This window comes from Marinobacterium litorale DSM 23545 (assembly GCF_000428985.1).
Taxonomy (GTDB): domain Bacteria; phylum Pseudomonadota; class Gammaproteobacteria; order Pseudomonadales; family Balneatricaceae; genus Marinobacterium_D; species Marinobacterium_D litorale.
Window position 1 is genome coordinate 25640 of sequence record NZ_AUAZ01000010.1, and the last position, 16395, is coordinate 42034.

Annotated in this window: 17 protein-coding genes; 9 read left to right on the plus strand and 8 right to left on the minus strand. The window is 56.6% G+C overall.

Features of this window, described 5'->3' with window-relative positions; translation table 11 throughout:
• Positions 1–1626, plus strand: coding sequence for a hypothetical protein (locus G403_RS0109930; protein WP_027853860.1), 1626 nt, complete (start codon positions 1–3; stop codon positions 1624–1626).
• A 9-nt stretch (positions 1627–1635) separates the two neighbouring features.
• Entirely contained in the window at positions 1636–2193 is a 558-nt protein-coding gene (locus tag G403_RS0109935) for a hypothetical protein (protein ID WP_027853861.1), read from the plus strand.
• Between the two features lie 238 nt (positions 2194–2431).
• Here the strand turns inward: G403_RS0109935 and G403_RS0109945 are convergent, their stop codons facing one another.
• The 6 genes from G403_RS0109945 to G403_RS0109970 form a co-directional block, all read right to left on the minus strand.
• Positions 2432–2611, minus strand: a complete 180-nt coding sequence (locus G403_RS0109945) for a carbon storage regulator (RefSeq protein ID WP_036233291.1) — start codon at positions 2609–2611, stop codon at positions 2432–2434.
• 29 nt (positions 2612–2640) lie between these two features.
• Positions 2641–2826 carry a helix-turn-helix transcriptional regulator gene (locus G403_RS25860; protein WP_027853864.1) on the minus strand — a complete coding sequence of 62 codons (186 nt, stop codon included), beginning with the start codon at positions 2824–2826 and terminating at the stop codon, positions 2641–2643.
• A complete protein-coding gene (locus G403_RS0109955) occupies positions 2826–3035 on the minus strand; it encodes a hypothetical protein (RefSeq protein WP_051298828.1) in 210 nt (69 codons plus the stop codon). Before G403_RS0109955 ends, G403_RS25860 begins: the two co-directional genes overlap by 1 nt.
• A 303-nt stretch (positions 3036–3338) precedes the next feature.
• Complete coding sequence (locus tag G403_RS0109960) at positions 3339–3719, minus strand: rhodanese-like domain-containing protein (RefSeq protein ID WP_027853866.1); 381 nt, start codon at positions 3717–3719, stop codon at positions 3339–3341.
• Positions 3703–5505 (minus strand): SulP family inorganic anion transporter, encoded by a 1803-nt coding sequence (locus tag G403_RS22860; protein WP_084403998.1) that lies wholly within the window; start codon positions 5503–5505, stop codon positions 3703–3705. Before G403_RS22860 ends, G403_RS0109960 begins: the two co-directional genes overlap by 17 nt.
• Positions 5506–5546: 41 nt before the next feature.
• Positions 5547–6410 carry an MBL fold metallo-hydrolase gene (locus G403_RS0109970; protein WP_027853867.1) on the minus strand — a complete coding sequence of 288 codons (864 nt, stop codon included), beginning with the start codon at positions 6408–6410 and terminating at the stop codon, positions 5547–5549.
• Between the two features lie 307 nt (positions 6411–6717).
• On the opposite strand from G403_RS0109970, the gene acnA reads away from it, so the two are divergent.
• The 3 genes from acnA (at position 6718) to G403_RS0109985 (ending at position 11828) form a co-directional block, all read left to right on the plus strand.
• Positions 6718–9393, plus strand: a complete 2676-nt coding sequence (gene acnA, locus G403_RS0109975) for an aconitate hydratase AcnA (RefSeq protein WP_036233293.1) — start codon at positions 6718–6720, stop codon at positions 9391–9393.
• Between the two features lie 134 nt (positions 9394–9527).
• On the plus strand, positions 9528–10418 hold the full coding sequence (locus tag G403_RS0109980; protein ID WP_036233296.1) for an alpha/beta fold hydrolase: 891 nt from the start codon (positions 9528–9530) through the stop codon (positions 10416–10418).
• Positions 10419–10436: 18 nt separating this feature from the next.
• Positions 10437–11828: an SLC13 family permease gene (locus G403_RS0109985; protein ID WP_027853870.1), complete on the plus strand. Its 1392-nt coding sequence runs from the start codon at positions 10437–10439 to the stop codon at positions 11826–11828.
• A 5-nt stretch (positions 11829–11833) separates the two neighbouring features.
• On the opposite strand, the gene G403_RS0109990 is transcribed toward G403_RS0109985, so the two are convergent.
• On the minus strand, positions 11834–12451 hold the full coding sequence (locus tag G403_RS0109990) for a LysE family translocator (protein ID WP_036233301.1): 618 nt from the start codon (positions 12449–12451) through the stop codon (positions 11834–11836).
• 161 nt (positions 12452–12612) lie between these two features.
• Between G403_RS0109990 and G403_RS0109995 the strand changes: the two genes are divergently transcribed.
• From G403_RS0109995 to G403_RS0110010, 4 genes are read left to right on the plus strand one after another with little or no spacing between them, the layout of a single operon-like run.
• Positions 12613–13944: an NAD(P)/FAD-dependent oxidoreductase gene (locus G403_RS0109995; protein WP_051298833.1), complete on the plus strand. Its 1332-nt coding sequence runs from the start codon at positions 12613–12615 to the stop codon at positions 13942–13944.
• A 12-nt stretch (positions 13945–13956) separates the two neighbouring features.
• Positions 13957–14271, plus strand: coding sequence for a hypothetical protein (locus G403_RS22865; protein WP_036233304.1), 315 nt, complete (start codon positions 13957–13959; stop codon positions 14269–14271).
• Positions 14272–14299: 28 nt separating this feature from the next.
• Complete coding sequence (locus G403_RS0110005) at positions 14300–14899, plus strand: rhodanese-like domain-containing protein (protein ID WP_245578242.1); 600 nt, start codon at positions 14300–14302, stop codon at positions 14897–14899.
• A gap of 2 nt (positions 14900–14901) precedes the next feature.
• The gene (locus G403_RS0110010) at positions 14902–15327 is read left to right on the plus strand and encodes a DsrE family protein (protein WP_156899676.1); all 426 of its coding nucleotides are present in this window, start codon (positions 14902–14904) and stop codon (positions 15325–15327) included.
• Between the two features lie 53 nt (positions 15328–15380).
• Here the strand turns inward: G403_RS0110010 and G403_RS0110015 are convergent, their stop codons facing one another.
• On the minus strand, positions 15381–16379 hold the full coding sequence (locus G403_RS0110015) for a cytochrome-c peroxidase (protein WP_027853875.1): 999 nt from the start codon (positions 16377–16379) through the stop codon (positions 15381–15383).
• Between the last annotated feature and the right edge of the window lie 16 nt (positions 16380–16395).

The window sequence follows — 16395 nt, forward strand, 5'->3', positions numbered from 1 at the left end:
ATGACAGAAAACAAGCCGCTCGTGCGAATTGGCGGGAAGATAATGCAGTTGCCGGATAGTGATTCCATCTCCGGCGCTGCCGCGCCTGTACAGGTTGAATGGTCAGCCACCCAGCTCTATCAGGGCGAGTCCATCACTGGCCAGATCACAAACTACGACAGCGAAACGACTTACACTGTCAGCGCCGTGTTGGGCTCCATCTCAATTACGGATGACGTGATTACGTACACAGCGGACGGCAGCTTCGGCGCGGAAACGCTCACGGTCAATGGCCGGACGTTCTCGATCACGGTGTTGGAATTTGTGCTGACGGACGGCTTGATTGGCACGGCTGGTGAGCAGGGGTTTGGTGCGGGCATCTACCCGGAATCCGATCTGGCAACCGCCGGTCTTTCACCGATGACCGGTTACGACGACCCCGCGCACGACAACTACGGCAACTACCAGCACACCAATGGCAGTGTCATGGTATTCGTGCCGAAGTTCTACTACCGCGTGGGTAATGCCAGTGCGCCACAGTATGCGACCTATGGAGCCAACAGTATCGAAATTGTTGGTATCGAAACCTTTGCAAATCAGGCTGAGGCCAATGCGGCGGGCTGGGCAATGCACCGTGCGTTCATTGACGGTGGTAGTGAGAAGTCGGGCTTCTTCATCGACAAGTACCTGAGCAGTAATGATGGTTCAGGTAATGCAGTGTCGGTTAAAAACGGTGTGCCATTATCGCTGACAACCTCAACAAGCTATACGCGCACCGACGGACTCACCGGCTGCACCGGCATTCTGGCCGATGCCGTGGTGCTGGGGCGTGCGCGAGGCAGTCAGTACAATCAGTGCTCAGCATTCATGCTCGGTGCGCTGGCAATCCTGTCACTGGCTCATGGTCAGATGGCAACAGGCACTATGGCGTGTGCGTGGTACGACGCGGGCGGTACAACTAACTTCCCGAAAGGCTGCAATAACAACGCATTAGGCGACACCAATGATGCCGGCGTGTCGTTCACTACGGCGGGCGACTCCGGCAATGCCAACAAGCCGCTGGCTGGCAGCGGTGTGCCATTTGCCAAGACGACACACAACGGGCAAAACTGCGGCGTGGCTGACCTGAACGGCTCGCTGTTCGATTGCGCTCTGGGCATTACAGCCCCCGGCACATCGGCCACGAGCACGACTGCGCTCAGCAACGACACGATTTATGTACTGAAGGAGTCGGTCGCGCTGGCGTCGTTGACCGCCGGGTGGGATGGCAGTACGGATGCGTGGGGTAACACGACGCACCTGAACACCCTGTATGACAGCGTGACCAGCCCGCACGCGCTGGGCAGCACGACGGGCACGGTGTACTGGGGTAACGGCAGCAATCAGGTGATCGACGGGGCAGGCAGTGGCGTTGCATGGAGTACGGCGGGATTCATTCCGAAGGACAATAACGCAACCAGCGCAACAGGAACAAACCAGTTCGGCAATGACTATCTGTACCGTTACAACCGGCACAATATGTTCCCGGTTGCGGGCGACTATTGGGCGAATGCGGCGGTCGCTGGCGTTTTCTACCGGCTCTTCAACTACACCCGGTCGAACGGCCTCAGCAACGCCGCCCCTCGCGCCTCGGCCTATCTCCAGTAAGGACTACCTATGATTTACTCAGCACTGCACATTGATACAGCCGGGCCAAACGGCACAGCTTTACGGCCCAAAGCGGCTGACGATAGCAGCCTGAACTATATCGGTGAGCGTGACGGGCGGCACTGGTACATCGGCACCGCCGCAGTTGAGCAGCACCCTGAAATCGACCTACGCGAAGAGCCCGCGGCTGAGATATCCGACCTGATCCGGCAAAGCCAGATGGCCGCCGCCCTGAAGCAGGGGCTGCGCAAGCGGATCGACTCAGAGCTGGGGGACATTCACGACCTGATCGCCGACCAGTCCAAGATGCTGGAGATGATCTACGTCATGCTGGCTCGGCTGACGGCGGAGTACCTCGGCGGGTCGCAGATACCCGATGCAGCACGCACCCCATACCTCGCCCGAGCGGAAGCCGTTGTCGCGGCGGTGGACTCAGGTCAAGCGGTGTTGCGTGGGGATTTTGAGGATATGGATGCAGTACTGGCCCGGCTGATCGGGCGGCAGAGCCGGATCAACGAACTGGTGCGCGATGAGTACGCCGCCAAGATCACCGAGGCGCTGGCGTGAGGCAGCTCCTGATCGCCCTCGACCAGCTCGCCAACTGCTGTGTCTACGCACACGGCGAGGGCTTCGGCATGGCCGATGAAACCTTGTCCGCCCGGTGCTGGCGGCTGCGCGATCATACGCCCCGGTGGCGACGGGCCAGACGGGTGATTGATGCGTTGTTCTGGTGGGAGCCGGACCACTGCCGCATCGCGCATGAGTCTGAGCGCCTGCGCCGACACCTGCCGCCAGGCTATTCGTCCTAATCCTCTACCGGCCAAACCCCTTCCAGCTCCTCCCTGATTACATCCACATTCTCCGGCGCCTGAATATTGATAGACACCTGGCCGCCCTGGGCCTGCTTGATCGTCACCCGGATATCATGGTCAATGATGAGCGCTTCGCCTTCGCGGCGGGTGAGTGTCAGCGATGTGGTTTTCATGGGCACCTCCTGTGCTGTTGATTAATCCGTTATAGCGGCCATTTCCCAGCCCGCCGCAGCAGACACTCTACCGCAAGCGCCGTTCGTGGCTCTATCTCTTTCTCCCCGCGCTCCATTAGTCCTACCCATACCCGACTCACACCGAGCTCATCAGCCATGGCTTGCTGATAGAGGCCCAGCGCTTGCCGGGCCTGTTTTAATTGCTCTGGTGTCATTATTCGATCTCGATGCCGATTTTGTCAGCGTCTTCGCGAGAGATAACGATACCATTCGGATGTTCGTAGTAGCAGCTCAGGCCAGAATCAACAGGGTAAACAATAGGCATCTCGTCTTCTTCAAACCGACGTACAGCTTCGCCATCCTCGGCCCACAAAACTGCTACGTTTCCATTCTCATCGATGCGGCCAAAAATTTCGTTTTTCATCTTGATCACCTATCGCTTTGCAGTTCAGGCTCAGCCCCTTGCCTCACCCTATGTATCTATAATAGATAACTTAGTTATCATTGTAAAGGGCAGCAAAGCACTTTTTTGAAATTATTTTTCAGCGCAGCCCGGCTATAATCTTTCCCCAAAACTCACACGTAACATATTGATTCATAAAGGTGCAGCAAGCACCGAAAAGCACTGTGTTTAAATACAGTTAAAACGCCGCAACCTTATGAATTGATTAGAGAAATAGCGTTTTCGTAAACCGTGCATGGTCTGTACGGTGCACTGACGCCGTTCTTAATCAAAATCCGGCAGGTGTGGCTGTGTGATCGGTTTGCCCGCCGCGGCCCAGGCATCGAAGCCACCAGTGATCGATTTGATGTTCAGATAACCCATCGTTTTCAGGCTCTGGGCAGCCAGCGCTGCGCGGCCACTGGTTTTGCAATAGAGCACTATACCGGTATCACGGGACTCAAGCTTGGGATCGCTACCCACCTGGAACTCCAGCATCCCGCGCGGGATATTGATCGCCCCCGGCAGGTGGCCGTTCTGGTATTCGCCGGGTTCACGAACATCAATCAGTACGTCGGCCTGTTGGATGAATTGATCAGCTTCATCGACCGACACTTCGTCGATCTGCTGCTTGGCTTCCTGCACGAGTTCAAGGGCGCTTTTCATGGTGTATCTCCTCGGATAGGGGGTGGGTTTTCGGCTCACTGCCCGTGTGTTTAAGGGTAGCCAGCGTTGTGTCGGGGTCGAGCGTCAGCGCTGCCTTGTACTGGCTGATAAAAACCTGTCCGCCGAACCGCTGCAGAAAATCGCTGCGTTTAAGCTGGTCCATGACCGGGCCCTTCACCTCGGACAGGTGCAGCTGAATATCTGCTGCCTTGAGTCGCTCGGCAATCGCCTCAAGGCTCTCCAGTGCACTGGCATCGATCAGGTTCACCCCGGGACACATTAAAACAACATGGCGAACCTGCGGATGTGAGGAGACCAGCGCCATCAACCTGTCTTCCAGATAGCGGGCATTTGGAAAATAGAGGCTCTCATCGACGCGCAGGGAGAGCATGATCGGGCTGCACACGACCGGGAATCGTTCCACGTTACGGAAATGCTCACTTCCCGGCAGTTGGCCCACCACGGCGATGTGGGGTTGGCTTGTGCGCCATAGAAACAGCAGGAGCGACAGGCTCAGACCCAGAAGGATACCGGTCTCTATACCCAAAGCGAGCACCCCGACCAGCGTGACGACCATGGCGGCACCATCCTGTTTGGAGTAGTTCCAGGTGCGCACGATCGCTTTCAGGTCCACCAGGGTGAGGACCGCGACGATGATAATCGCAGCCAACACGGCTCTGGGCATGCTCTCGAACATGGGGGTGAATAACATGACGACAACAGCAAACCCCAGCGCTGCAAGCGCTCCTGCCAGCGGTGTCTGTGCGCCTGCGTCGTAGCTGACGACTGAGCGGGAGAACCCGCCGGACACCGGCATGCCGCCGCTCAGCGCCGCCAGTATGTTTGCTCCCCCGAGGGCGATCAGCTCCTGGTTGGGTTTGATCCGTTGACGTTTGCGTGCCGCGAAGGTCTGAGCCACAGAGACTGATCCGACAAAGCCGATCAGGCTGATCAGAGCGGCGATCGGCAGCAGCTCCATGATCAGTGGCAGGTCAAACATGGGGAGTGTTAGAGAGGGCAGGCCCCGGGGTACATCGCCGACAACCGGAACACCCAGGTGTTCCAGCCCCAGCGCAATGACCAGTAAAGTTGTAACGACCACGGCTACAACGGGCGCTGCGCGTGTTATATGGGCGGAAAGTGAAGGGGCAATACCCGCCCCAATCAGTACTGATTTTCCGTAACGGCGGGTCAGGTAGAGAAACACCAGGCTGCCGATACCGATGGCCAGGGTGGCCAGGTTGGTATCCGGGAGAGCGAGGGCTGTGGTTCTTACCAGCTCTATCGCAGTGACCCCTTCAGACTTGATGCCCAGAATATGTTTGAGCTGCCCGAGGGTGATCAAAATACCGGAGGCACTGATAAAGCCAGAGATGACAGGGTGGCTTAGAAAATTAACCAGAAAGCCTGCTCTGAGCAGCGCCAGGAGTAGCATCAGAGCACCGCAGAGCAGAGCCAGTGTCAGTGCTGCCTGGGTATACTCGGCACTGCCCTGGGGGAACAGTGGAGCCAGGGCCGCACCGGTCAACAGCGATACGATGGCAACAGGGCCCACGGCCAGCGCACGACTTGTACCAAGCACAGCGTAGACGATAGCAGGCAGGATACTGGCATACAGTCCCATGATTGGGGGCAAACCGGCGAGCATGGCATAGGCCATGCTCTGTGGAATCAGCAGGAGTGTCAGTGTCGCTGCGGCAAGACTGTCCTGAAGTGCGGTGGCGCGGTCATACCCTTTCGCCCAACTTAAGCAGGGCAGGTACCGGGATAGGCGATCAAGGCTCATGGCGCAGATCCAACGGGTTGCGGCGGCAGGTTTTCAAGCGCTTACAGTGCATCCACCGGAATCTTGAGGTAGCGGATGCCATTCGCTTCCGGCGGTGGCATCTCACCGGCGCGCATGTTGACTTGCACCGAAGGGAGTATCAGCTTGGGCATGCCCAACCCGGAATCCCGTTCCTGCCTCAACTGGACGAATTGTGCTTCGGATATACGTTCATTGACGTGAACATTGGATGCCTTCTCCTCTCCAATGGTGGTTTCATTCAAAAACTCATCACGTCCTTCAGCCTTGTAATCGTGACACATGAATACGCGGGTTTCCGCCGGTAACTCGAATAATTTGCGAATAGAGTGGTAAAGCGTTGCCGCATCTCCGCCGGGGAAGTCGCAGCGCGCAGTGCCGTAATCGGGCATAAACAGGGTATCGCCCACGAAGGCTGCATCGCCAATCAGGTAGGTCACGCAGGATGGCGTGTGGCCTGGGGTATAGATCACGCGGGCGGGGATTTGGCCGATGGTGAAGGTTTCCCCATCAGCGAACAGGTGATCGAATTGACTGCCATCGGCCGCGAACTCCGGCCCGGCATTAAACAGACGTCCGAAGGTTTCCTGAACCCGGCCGACCTGGTTTCCGATCGCCAGTTTCCCGCCTAACTTTTCGCGTATATGTTGGGCGGCACTGAGGTGATCGGCATGGACGTGCGTTTCAAGAACCCACTCGAGCGTGTAACCGTGCTCGTGGATATAATTGACGATTTGATCGGCGCTGGTAGTCGATGTCTGGCCTGATTCAGCGGTATAGTCGAGAACCGAGTCGATGACGGCGCACTGTCCGGATACCTGGTCAGCCACTACGTAGCTGTAGGTGAAGGTATCGGCGTGGAAAAACGCTTCAATATGCATCGCCATCGGCTTATCTCCTGCGTGCTGCTTGATAATTAGGTATATCTAATATACCAGTTGGATCGTTTTAGCCCAACCTTTGCAGCAGCTTATAAACTCATCAGGGATGAGGTTCGCCTGTTAATGGTCTACCTTTGACCTGTAGAGCAGGCATTTAATGTATCCGCTCCATGGACCGGTAGCCAACGATAATAATAATCGCGAAACTCTGACTTTTACCGGATGTCCCTTGCGTAACCGGCGCGTGATCGCGTCCGCGCCTGTCTGTCTGGCAGACAGGCGAATCAAGTTGATCGGATTAAGGAGACAGTCGATGCTGCGATCGAAAGATTCGTTTAATACCCGAAGCACCCTTGAGGTCAACGATACAACGTACACTTACTACGCGCTGAAGGAAGGTGAGCTCGGCCAGATACCGGGCGTTGACCGGTTGCCGGTATCGATCAAGGTTCTGCTCGAGAACCTGCTGCGGCATGAAGATGGGGTGGCGTGCAGCCGCGAGGATATACTCGCACTGGCGAATAGCGGAGGGCGCGCGGGAGATGATGAGTTTGCCTATCATCCGGCCCGGGTTTTGATGCAGGACTTTACCGGTGTGCCGGGCGTGGTGGATCTGGCCGCGATGCGCAATGCACTGGTCAAGCGCGGGGCAGATCCGCAGAAGATCAACCCGCTGTCACCGGTGGATCTGGTGATCGACCACTCCGTGACCATCGATCGTTTCGGCAACGCGGAGGCGTTCAAGGAAAATGTCGAGATCGAGATGCAGCGCAACCTGGAGCGCTACCAGTTTCTGAAGTGGGGGCAGGGGGCTTTTAATAATTTCAGCGTGGTGCCGCCGGGCACCGGCATCTGCCACCAGGTTAACCTGGAGTACCTGGCCAAATCGGTCTGGACCGAAGAGGCTGACGGCTGCACTCTCGCGTATCCCGATACTCTGGTGGGTACCGACAGTCACACCACCATGATCAACGCACTGGGTGTACTCGGCTGGGGTGTCGGCGGCATCGAAGCCGAAGCGGCCATGCTGGGCCAACCTATCTCCATGCTGATTCCCGATGTGGTTGGTTTTGAACTGACCGGCGAGCTGCAGGAGGGAATCACCGCCACCGACCTGGTTTTGCGCGTGGTGCAGATGCTGCGCGAACAGGGTGTCGTGGGTAAGTTTGTCGAATTTTATGGCGATGGCCTGGATCATCTGCCGATCGCCGATCGCGCCACCATCGCCAATATGGCACCGGAATATGGTGCTACCTGTGGTTTCTTCCCGATAGATGCTCAGACGATTAACTACCTGCGTCTTAGCGGGCGGGATGAGCAGACACTGGCGCTGGTTGAGAGTTACTGCCGTGCCCAGGGAATGTGGCGTGACGAAGACTACAAAACGCCTGAGTTCGCAGCCACACTGCACCTGGATATGTCCAGCGTCGAACCCAACCTGGCCGGTCCCAAGCGCCCGCAGGATCGGGTTCCTGTGAAAGGCCTCAAGGGGGCTATCGACGAGTATATCGAGCTTGCCGGCAAAAAGGGTCAGATCGATACCCCAGCGCCGCTGGACGGATCTGGTGAGCCCATGCATCACGGCGATGTGGTGATTGCCGCCATCACCTCCTGTACCAACACCTCGAATCCGGCGGTTATGCTGGGCGCAGGCCTGGTTGCACGCAAGGCGGTAGAAAAAGGGCTTAAGGTCAAACCCTGGGTGAAAACATCATTGGCCCCCGGCTCACGTGTGGTGACCGAATACCTGAATCAATCCGGTGTACAGAAGGATCTGGATGCGCTGGGCTTTAACCTGGTGGGCTATGGTTGCACCACCTGTATCGGTAACTCGGGCCCTTTGCCCGATGAGGTAGAGAAGACGATCAAGGACAACGATCTGATTGTCTCATCGGTTCTGTCTGGTAACCGCAACTTCGAGGGGCGTATCCATCCACTGGTACGTGCCAACTGGCTGGCATCGCCACCGCTGGTTGTTGCCTACGGTATTGCCGGCACCACCCGCATCGATCTTTCCAGCGAGCCGCTCGGAACCGGCCGCGATGGTGAACCGGTCTATCTGAAGGATATCTGGCCGACGAACGCCGAGATCGATGCGCTGGTGCAGAAGATCGATAACGAGATGTTCCGTCGCGAGTACAGCTCCGTGTTCGAGGGGGATGCAAGCTGGCGCGCCATCGACAGCGGCTCCGGAGCCACCTACGACTTCCCGCCCGAGTCCACCTATATACAGGAACCGCCGTTCTTTGAGCCGGAATACGCCGGCAATGTGGGGGATATCAAGGGTGCATCAATTCTGGCGATGCTGGGTGACTCGGTAACCACCGACCATATCTCGCCGGCCGGGGCGATCCCGAAAGACAGCCCGGCAGCGCAGTTCCTGCGCGATCACGGTGTTGAAGAGAAAGACTTTAACTCCTACGGTTCGCGCCGCGGTAACCACGAGATCATGATGCGCGGTACCTTCGGCAACATCCGCATTCGCAATGAGATGACACCGGAGATCGAAGGGGGTTATACTCGCAAAAGAGGAGACACGGAAGCCCGCTTTATCTATGACGTGGCGATGGACTACCAGCAGGCGGGTACGCCCAGTGTTGTTGTGGGCGGCAAAGAGTACGGCACGGGCTCCAGCCGTGACTGGGCGGCCAAGGGGACCCTCTTATTAGGCGTGAAAGCGGTCATCGTTGAAAGCTTTGAGCGAATTCACCGCTCCAACCTGGTGGGTATGGGGGTTCTCCCGCTTCAGTTTACCGGTGAGGATACGCGCAAGACGTTAGGTCTTACCGGTGACGAGCAGATCGATATCCTGGGCTTATCGGGTGAGCTGCAGCCTAAACAGATACTGACGGGTGTTATTCATTACCCTGGGGGGGACAGCCGCGAGATCGAGTTGCTATCGCGGCTGGATACCTGGGTTGAGGTGAAATACTACCAGTCCGGCGGTGTCTTGAGCTTTGTGCTTGATCGTCTGGCCAGCGATAGCTAACAGGTCTGCTCAAGCTCTTCTTCCGTACCGGTTTTCAGCACAGCCTGAGAATCCGGTACGGGAGGTCAGTCTGATCCATCGGCAGCCTATGCTAGAGTAGCCATTCACGTTTTGGGCTGCTGAGGAGCTGAACAATGGCGCCGCTATCCTTCGCTGAAGACTTTTCCAGGTTCACAGTGGATACCGGTGAGGTCAGCATCCATCTGGCCCATGCGGGCGAGGGTGAGCCGCTGCTCCTGTTGCACGGGTATCCGCAAACGCACTGGATCTGGCACCGGGTGGCGCCGGTTCTGGCTGAACGCTTTCATGTCATCTGCCCGGACCTTCGCGGCTATGGAGAAAGCAGTTGCCCGCCGGGAAAGCCGGATCACGCCGGCTACGCCAAGAAAACGATGGCCACCGATATGATCGCGGTGATGGATCACTTTGGCTACGCCAGTTTTGCGGTGGCAGGCCATGACCGGGGCGCTCGGGTTGCGCATCGAATGGCGCTGGATTATCCAGACCGGATCAAAGGGCTTTGCGTGATGGATATCGCGCCGACGCTGCATATGTTCGATCATACCGACCAGGCATTTGCCACCGGTTACTATCACTGGTTTTTCCTGATTCAACCTGATGGGCTGCCCGAGCATATGATCGGGCTTGACCCTGATTACTACCTGTCGGAAAAGCTCCGGCGATGGGCGGCACCGGGTGCCCTGTTTGATCCACAGGCGGTGGCTGAATATCAGCGCTGTTTTCGACAGCCCGAGGTGATTCACGCCAGCTGCGAAGATTACCGGGCCGCCGCAACCATAGACCTGATTCATGACCGGGCGGACTGCAATCGACAGGTCGAGCCGCCTTTGCTGGTGCTCTGGGGAGACAAGGGCTTTGTCCATCGTACCTATGATCTTTTGTCAGTTTGGCAAGGATATGCCAGGCGGGTCGAAGGCCACTCCCTGTCCAGTGGACACTTCCTGCCTGAAGAAACACCGGAGCAGGTCATCGATGCATTACAGCTGTTTTTTAACACTCGCTGAAAAAGGACACACGTAAAAATGGAGTTTCTTCGTCACCCCGGTCGGCTGTTCATGCTCCTACTTGCGCCGGTTGCGCTGGGCGTCGGGCTTTTCCCGCCGGGGCCAATGACCGTGGCTCAGGGGGAAGTGCTGGCTATCACGATCATGACGCTGGGGTTTCTAGTGACCGGTGTCCTGCCGGGATTCATGATCGCGCTCCTGTTCTTTCTTGCCGCTGTACTGCTCAAGGTCGCGCCCCCGGCGCAGATCTTTTCCGGTTTCTATTCGGCAGCGTTCTGGCTGATTGTTGCTGGTATGGTCATTGGTATGGCGATTAAATCCACTGGCCTGGGAGACCGGATCGCAAGCTTGCTGGGTCGTCACCTGGAGCACAGTTACCTGGCCCTGATCGCAGGTCTGATGGTCGTGTGCAGTCTGCTGGGGTTTTTGATGCCCTCGTCCATGGGGCGTGCGGTGATGATGATTCCCATTGGTCTGGCGCTGGCGGAGCGCTGTGGTTTCGAGCCGGACTCCAAGGGGCGTACGGGCGTTGTGATGGCCGTCGCATTCGGCTGTCATATGCCCACCTTCGCGATTCTCCCCGCCAATATCCCCAATGTGGTACTGATAGGCGCTGCTGAGACAATCTATGATCTGGCGTTCAGTTACACCCATTATCTGCTTTTGCATTTTCCGGTTCTGGGGATTCTCAAAGCGGTTTTGATTACCTGGCTGATAGTGAAGGTGTTCCCGGATCGGCCCAATCCGCAACTGACACAGGCCAGTGAGGAAAACGATCAGGGTGTGCCGAATAATGGCCAGATGCGCCTTGGCATCATATTACTGGTAACCTTGGCGTTCTGGATGACCGATAGTCTGCACGGAGTCAGTCCGGCTTGGGTGGGTTTGGCGGCTACCTGTTTTCTGCTGTTGCCCCGCGTCGGACTGGTCGATGCCAAGCGCTTTTCCCAGGGGATGGATTTCACGCTGCTACTGTTTATAGCCGGTGTTTTGGGGCTGGGCAGTCTGGTGGCGAGCTCCGGGCTCGGTAGTTTGATGGCGGTTTACCTGGAGGATTGGCTACCGCTGGAACAGGGCGCGGATTTCACCAATTTTGTCTCTCTGAGTCTGATGTCTTTCATTGCCACTCTGGGTCTTACGCTGCCGGGGGTACCTGCGGTACTGACCCCCATGGCCTCTGATCTGGCTGCCCAGACCGGATGGAGTGTCTCCACGGTATTAATGACTCAGGTTCTTGGTTTCTCCACCATTTTGTTCCCGTATCAGTCAGGGCCGCTGCTGGTGAGCTTACAGTTGGCCAAGGAGCCTCTTAAGCGGATTTTGAAAATTACCCTACCGCTGACGCTGATTACGTTGCTGATTCTGATGCCGCTGGATTATCTGTGGTGGCAGTTCATTGGTGAGTTATAACCGTACTATGTGCGGACGAGCGATGCGCCAATGGCCACCAACGCAGCGCCATTCAACCCGTTTACCACCCGACCCAGGCGGGGCATTTTCAGCCGACGTGCGCGTTCCGCAATCAATGCCAGTGAGCCAAGCCACACTGCACTGATCAGGAAATGGATCAGCGCCATGATTAATGATTGAGCCAGTGCCGAGCCTGCAGGGTCAATAAACTGGGGCAGAAACGCCATATAAAAGATCACGGGTTTGGGGTTCAGTACATTGGAGAGAATGCCCTCGCTGAGCGATCGGAGTGGCTTCAAGCGACGGGTGGGAACGCCCTCTGTTGCCATACTGGGAAACCCGCGCAAAGCGCTGCGCAGGGATACCATCCCCAGCCAGATCAGGTAAATGGCACCGGCTAGTTTGATGGCTGTAAAAGCCCAGGCTGACTGGAGCAGAATCACTGATATGCCGAGAGCAGACACCGTGGCATGAACGAACAGGCCACTGGATATGCCCAGCGTGGTCAGCATCCCGTCTTGCCACCCGCCACGTGCGCTATTCCTCAACACTAACAGTGTATCCACGCCAGGAGAGAGGGTCAGCAGCACAATAGCGACCAGAAACGTAAGTGCGTGGTCCATAGATATCGACTCAATCCGGCTAGCAGATACCTATTGTCGCCGAAATTATAGCCGGAGTCATTGCAGCCTACCGATTATAAAATGTGTGACATATTGCCGCATGGAATATGCTAATTACTATATGCTATATTAGATAAAACTAATTAAAAGAGGTGCTTTCCATGCGGCATCAACAGCCAGATAAAGCATTCAGTCCCCGGCGCAGGGCACTGCTTACAGCGGGCGCGGCAACCGGGTTACTTTCGGTTGTGCCAGCGGGTCAGCTCTGGGCAAAACAGAGAACTTCGGCGCGTATTCTTATTATCGGCGCGGGTGCTGCCGGCTTGGCTACCGCAAACCGGCTACAACGTTCTTTGGCGGGTGCCCGCATCACTTTGGTCGGTGCGCGCCAGCCCCATCTTTATCAGCCGGGTTTTACACTGGTTGCGTCCGGGCTTTGGGATCGACAGCAAGTCATTACCGATACGCGGGATTGGATACCGGGTGGCGTGCGCTGGGTGGAAGCCGATGCGGTGGCGTTTGACCCGCAAGCGCGGCAGGTGGCTTTGAGCAATGGTGCTTCTGAAGCCTATGACGTGCTGATAATCGCAACCGGATGCCAACTTAATTACGCCGATATCGACGGTATGACTCCGGAGCTGATTGGCCAGAATGGGATTGGTAGCGTGTACGCCAGTCCAGCGGCGGCAGAGGCGACAAACAACCAGATCGAACAGCTTATTGCGCGTGGAGAAGGCCGGGCGATCTTTACGTTACCGCCCACGGCTATCAAATGCGCAGGAGCTCCTCTCAAGATGACCTTCACAACGTTGAACCGACTGGAGGATACGGGGCGGCGAGATCAGTTTGACGTGAACTTTTTCACCCCCTTTTCGCAGAAGGTCTTTTCAGTCCCGGTATACAACGAGTTCGTTCTGAACCGTTGGCAACAGCAGGGTGTTAACCTGCACGATAACTGCACCTTAACCGGCATTGAGCCAGAGAACCGGACTGCGTATTTCAGCCGCGAAAACGGTGAGACTGTACGCGAGGACTTCGATTTCATTCACGTAGTCCCGCCCATGAGTGCGCCTGATGCTGTCCGCCAGAGCGAGTTGGCCTGGCAGGACGGAAGCTGGGCAGGGCAGTGGCTGGAAGTCGACCAGTATTCCCTGCAACATCGACGCTTCCCCGAAATTTTCGGCATCGGCGATGTCATCGGAACACCTTTTGGCAAGACCGCCGCCAGCGTTAAGAAGCAGGCTCCGGTTTTGGAGGAGAACATTCTCTCCTATCTGGCCGGGCGACCCCTGGAAGCGCGATACAACGGCTATACCTCCTGTCCTCTGATTACCCGAATTGGACAGGCTGTCCTGGCGGAGTTCGGCTACGGTGGTGAACTCTTGCCCTCATTCCCATTCATTGATCCCACCGAGGAATCCTGGGCGGTTTGGGTTATGAAGGAAAAAATGCTGCAACCGGCGTACTACGCCATGCTAAACGGCCGTGTTTAAGGAGGTGATGCCATGAGTCTGCAACAGATACTTGTTGTGCTGGCCTACAGCGCCAAACCCTACTGGTGGTTGATTGCTCTGGCGATGTTGGCCTTGGCGGTCGCATTTACGCTGGGCTCTATCCGCCGTGGATCGATTAAGCGGCCGGCCTATGCCATAGCGGCAGCCGCTGGGCTGACAGCGGCACTTATTGCTCCGGCATTAACCCACTCGTCGTTGAGCTATGTGGTGACGCCTACGGATTGGTTGGCCCTGGTTGGAATTGGTGTCTCAACCGCTTTTTACACACTGCTTTTACTCTGGCCTTTACTGCGCCGGGAATCGTGATTTGAACGCTAACAGGAGAGATGAATTGATGCTGAAAATGAAGCCTCTGGCTCTGGCCGCTTTATTGGGCGTTTTAAGTGTGCCGGCACTGGCTGCTGACGAGCCGAGAAAGGAGAGCGCTAAAACCACGCTCGGTCTCTACGTCACCGCAAAGGAGGCGTGGACAATGTTGCAGGATGATCCGAAGGCGATTCTGGTGGATGTGCGCGATCCGGTGGAAGCCAAGTTTACCGGCTTTGCCTCAGAAACTGATGTTCATGTGCCCTGGATGGTTGCAGATCCGAGCCGTTGGAGCGAAAAACAGAATAGCTGGGCGATGGCCAGGAATGTGAATTTTGAGCAGCAATTGATGGAAAGACTCAATGCACTCGGGGCAAGCCAGGAGACAGCGGTCATTGTCATGTGCCGTTCCGGGTCAACGCGTAGTGCGCCGGTTGTAAACCTCCTGGCAGAAAAGGGTTTTACCAACGCCTGGACGGTCGTCGATGGCTTCGAGGGCTCCAAGCTGACCGAGGGGGACTCGAAGGGGGTGCGGGCTGTGAACGGCTGGCGTAACTCGGGGTTACCCTGGAGCTATAAAATCGATGCCGATGTTGCCTGGATGCCTGAAAAGAAGGAGGCAGATTAATTATGGCGAATATGCGTAATTTTTTGGTTTTCTGCCTGCTGGTGTTACCGCTCGGTGTTTCAGCGCAGCCCGTTTCCCAGGTGTTGGTTACATTGACCAGTGCTGAACAGCAGACCCGAGGTATGGCAATGGTATTGGCTAATACGATGCAGAGCCAGGGGGCGCGGGTAAGTGTATTGCTCTGTGACAGTGCCGGTGACATGGCCCTGAAGGGGGCCACCAGTGAGCCGTTAAAGCCAAAGGGTGTGACCCCTGAGCAACTGATGAGCAAGTTGATCAAAGGCGGTGGCGTCGTGAAAGTCTGTGCGCTTTACTTGCCCAATAGCGGTCATACAATTGAGGACTTGGCCGACGGCATCATAGTGGCGAAGCCACCTGCCATGGCGGCAGATCTGTTGAACCCCGAAACGAGAGTGTTTAATTTTTGACCATGCTGTTGAAAGAATCCCCGAGGGTGCGGGGATTCTTTCTCAGGCCAACCTTAATCGAAAGGCTGTGGCTTCGGTGTGGCGTCGGTGGAAGGCGGCAGTATCGGCAGCTGGAAGCTGGGCTGATCACCGGTTAACGATTTCAGGAAAGCGACGATCTGGGCATTTTCCTGATCGCTGAACTTACGGCCCAGTTGCAGACGTCCCATGATATCGACCGCCTCGGTGAGTGTTTCGGCCTCGCCGTCATGGAAATAGGGATAGGTCATCTCCACGTTTCTAAGGGTGGGAACCTTAAACATGAATCGGTCGGCATCCTTGCCGGTTACAGCGACTCGGCCTTCTACTTCATTGTTGGTCTGGTAGGGCTCAACCACACCCATTTTCTGGAACGAGGTGCCGCCCACGGCGGGACCGTTGTGACAGGCTACGCAACCGCTGCTTTTAAACAGCTCATACCCGGCAACCTCATCCTGTGTCAGCGCATCCTTGTCGCCCAGGAGCCACTGGTCAAAGGGTGAATTAGGGGTGACCAGTGTTTTCTCGAACTCGGCGATGGCGTCGGTCACCTTATCGATCGTGATCTCCTCTGAGCCGAACGTCAGACGAAAATCGTGCACGTAACCGGGAATCGATTTCAGCACGTCCACGGCCAGTGTATGCGTAAATGCCATCTCACCCGGGTTCGCAATGGGGCCACCGGCCTGTTCTTTAAGATCCGCCGCGCGGCCGTCCCAGAACTGGGCGACGTTCAGACTGGAGTTGAGTACCGTGGGCGAATTAATCGGCCCCTGTTGCCAGTTATGGCCGATGGAGGTCTTCAGGTTGTCCGTTCCTCCCATACTCAGGTTATGGCAGGAGTTGCAGGAGATAAAGCCGGATTTCGACAGCCGCGGGTCGAAATAGAGCTTCTTGCCCAGTTCCGACAGTGCCAAATTGACTTCTTTGACCGGTTCAATGGGCTGAATGGGTTCTTCAGCGAAGGCAGACATTGAGCCGAGCGCCATAGCGGCACTGATGGTCGAGGCGATGAAAGCGCGGTTCGATCTCATAGTAGGCATCCTTTCG

Bases quoted from the DNA above. Each gene is read 5' to 3' on its own strand.
- G403_RS0109945 (WP_036233291.1), bottom strand. From the start codon at position 2,611: ATGAAAACCACATCGCTGACACTCACCCGCCGCGAAGGCGAAGCGCTC.
- G403_RS25860 (WP_027853864.1), bottom strand. From the start codon at position 2,826: ATGACACCAGAGCAATTAAAACAGGCCCGGCAAGCGCTGGGCCTCTAT.
- G403_RS0109990 (WP_036233301.1), bottom strand. From the start codon at position 12,451: ATGGACCACGCACTTACGTTTCTGGTCGCTATTGTGCTGCTGACCCTC.
- G403_RS0109980 (WP_036233296.1), top strand. From the start codon at position 9,528: ATGGCGCCGCTATCCTTCGCTGAAGACTTTTCCAGGTTCACAGTGGAT.
- G403_RS0110010 (WP_156899676.1), top strand. From the start codon at position 14,902: ATGGCGAATATGCGTAATTTTTTGGTTTTCTGCCTGCTGGTGTTACCG.
- G403_RS0109995 (WP_051298833.1), top strand. From the start codon at position 12,613: ATGCGGCATCAACAGCCAGATAAAGCATTCAGTCCCCGGCGCAGGGCA.
- acnA (WP_036233293.1), top strand. From the start codon at position 6,718: ATGCTGCGATCGAAAGATTCGTTTAATACCCGAAGCACCCTTGAGGTC.
- G403_RS22865 (WP_036233304.1), top strand. From the start codon at position 13,957: ATGAGTCTGCAACAGATACTTGTTGTGCTGGCCTACAGCGCCAAACCC.
- G403_RS22860 (WP_084403998.1), bottom strand. From the start codon at position 5,505: ATGAGCCTTGATCGCCTATCCCGGTACCTGCCCTGCTTAAGTTGGGCG.
- G403_RS0109960 (WP_027853866.1), bottom strand. From the start codon at position 3,719: ATGAAAAGCGCCCTTGAACTCGTGCAGGAAGCCAAGCAGCAGATCGAC.
- G403_RS0110015 (WP_027853875.1), bottom strand. From the start codon at position 16,379: ATGAGATCGAACCGCGCTTTCATCGCCTCGACCATCAGTGCCGCTATG.
- G403_RS0109970 (WP_027853867.1), bottom strand. From the start codon at position 6,410: ATGGCGATGCATATTGAAGCGTTTTTCCACGCCGATACCTTCACCTAC.
- G403_RS0110005 (WP_245578242.1), top strand. From the start codon at position 14,300: ATGCTGAAAATGAAGCCTCTGGCTCTGGCCGCTTTATTGGGCGTTTTA.
- G403_RS0109955 (WP_051298828.1), bottom strand. From the start codon at position 3,035: ATGAAAAACGAAATTTTTGGCCGCATCGATGAGAATGGAAACGTAGCA.
- G403_RS0109935 (WP_027853861.1), top strand. From the start codon at position 1,636: ATGATTTACTCAGCACTGCACATTGATACAGCCGGGCCAAACGGCACA.
- G403_RS0109930 (WP_027853860.1), top strand. From the start codon at position 1: ATGACAGAAAACAAGCCGCTCGTGCGAATTGGCGGGAAGATAATGCAG.
- G403_RS0109985 (WP_027853870.1), top strand. From the start codon at position 10,437: ATGGAGTTTCTTCGTCACCCCGGTCGGCTGTTCATGCTCCTACTTGCG.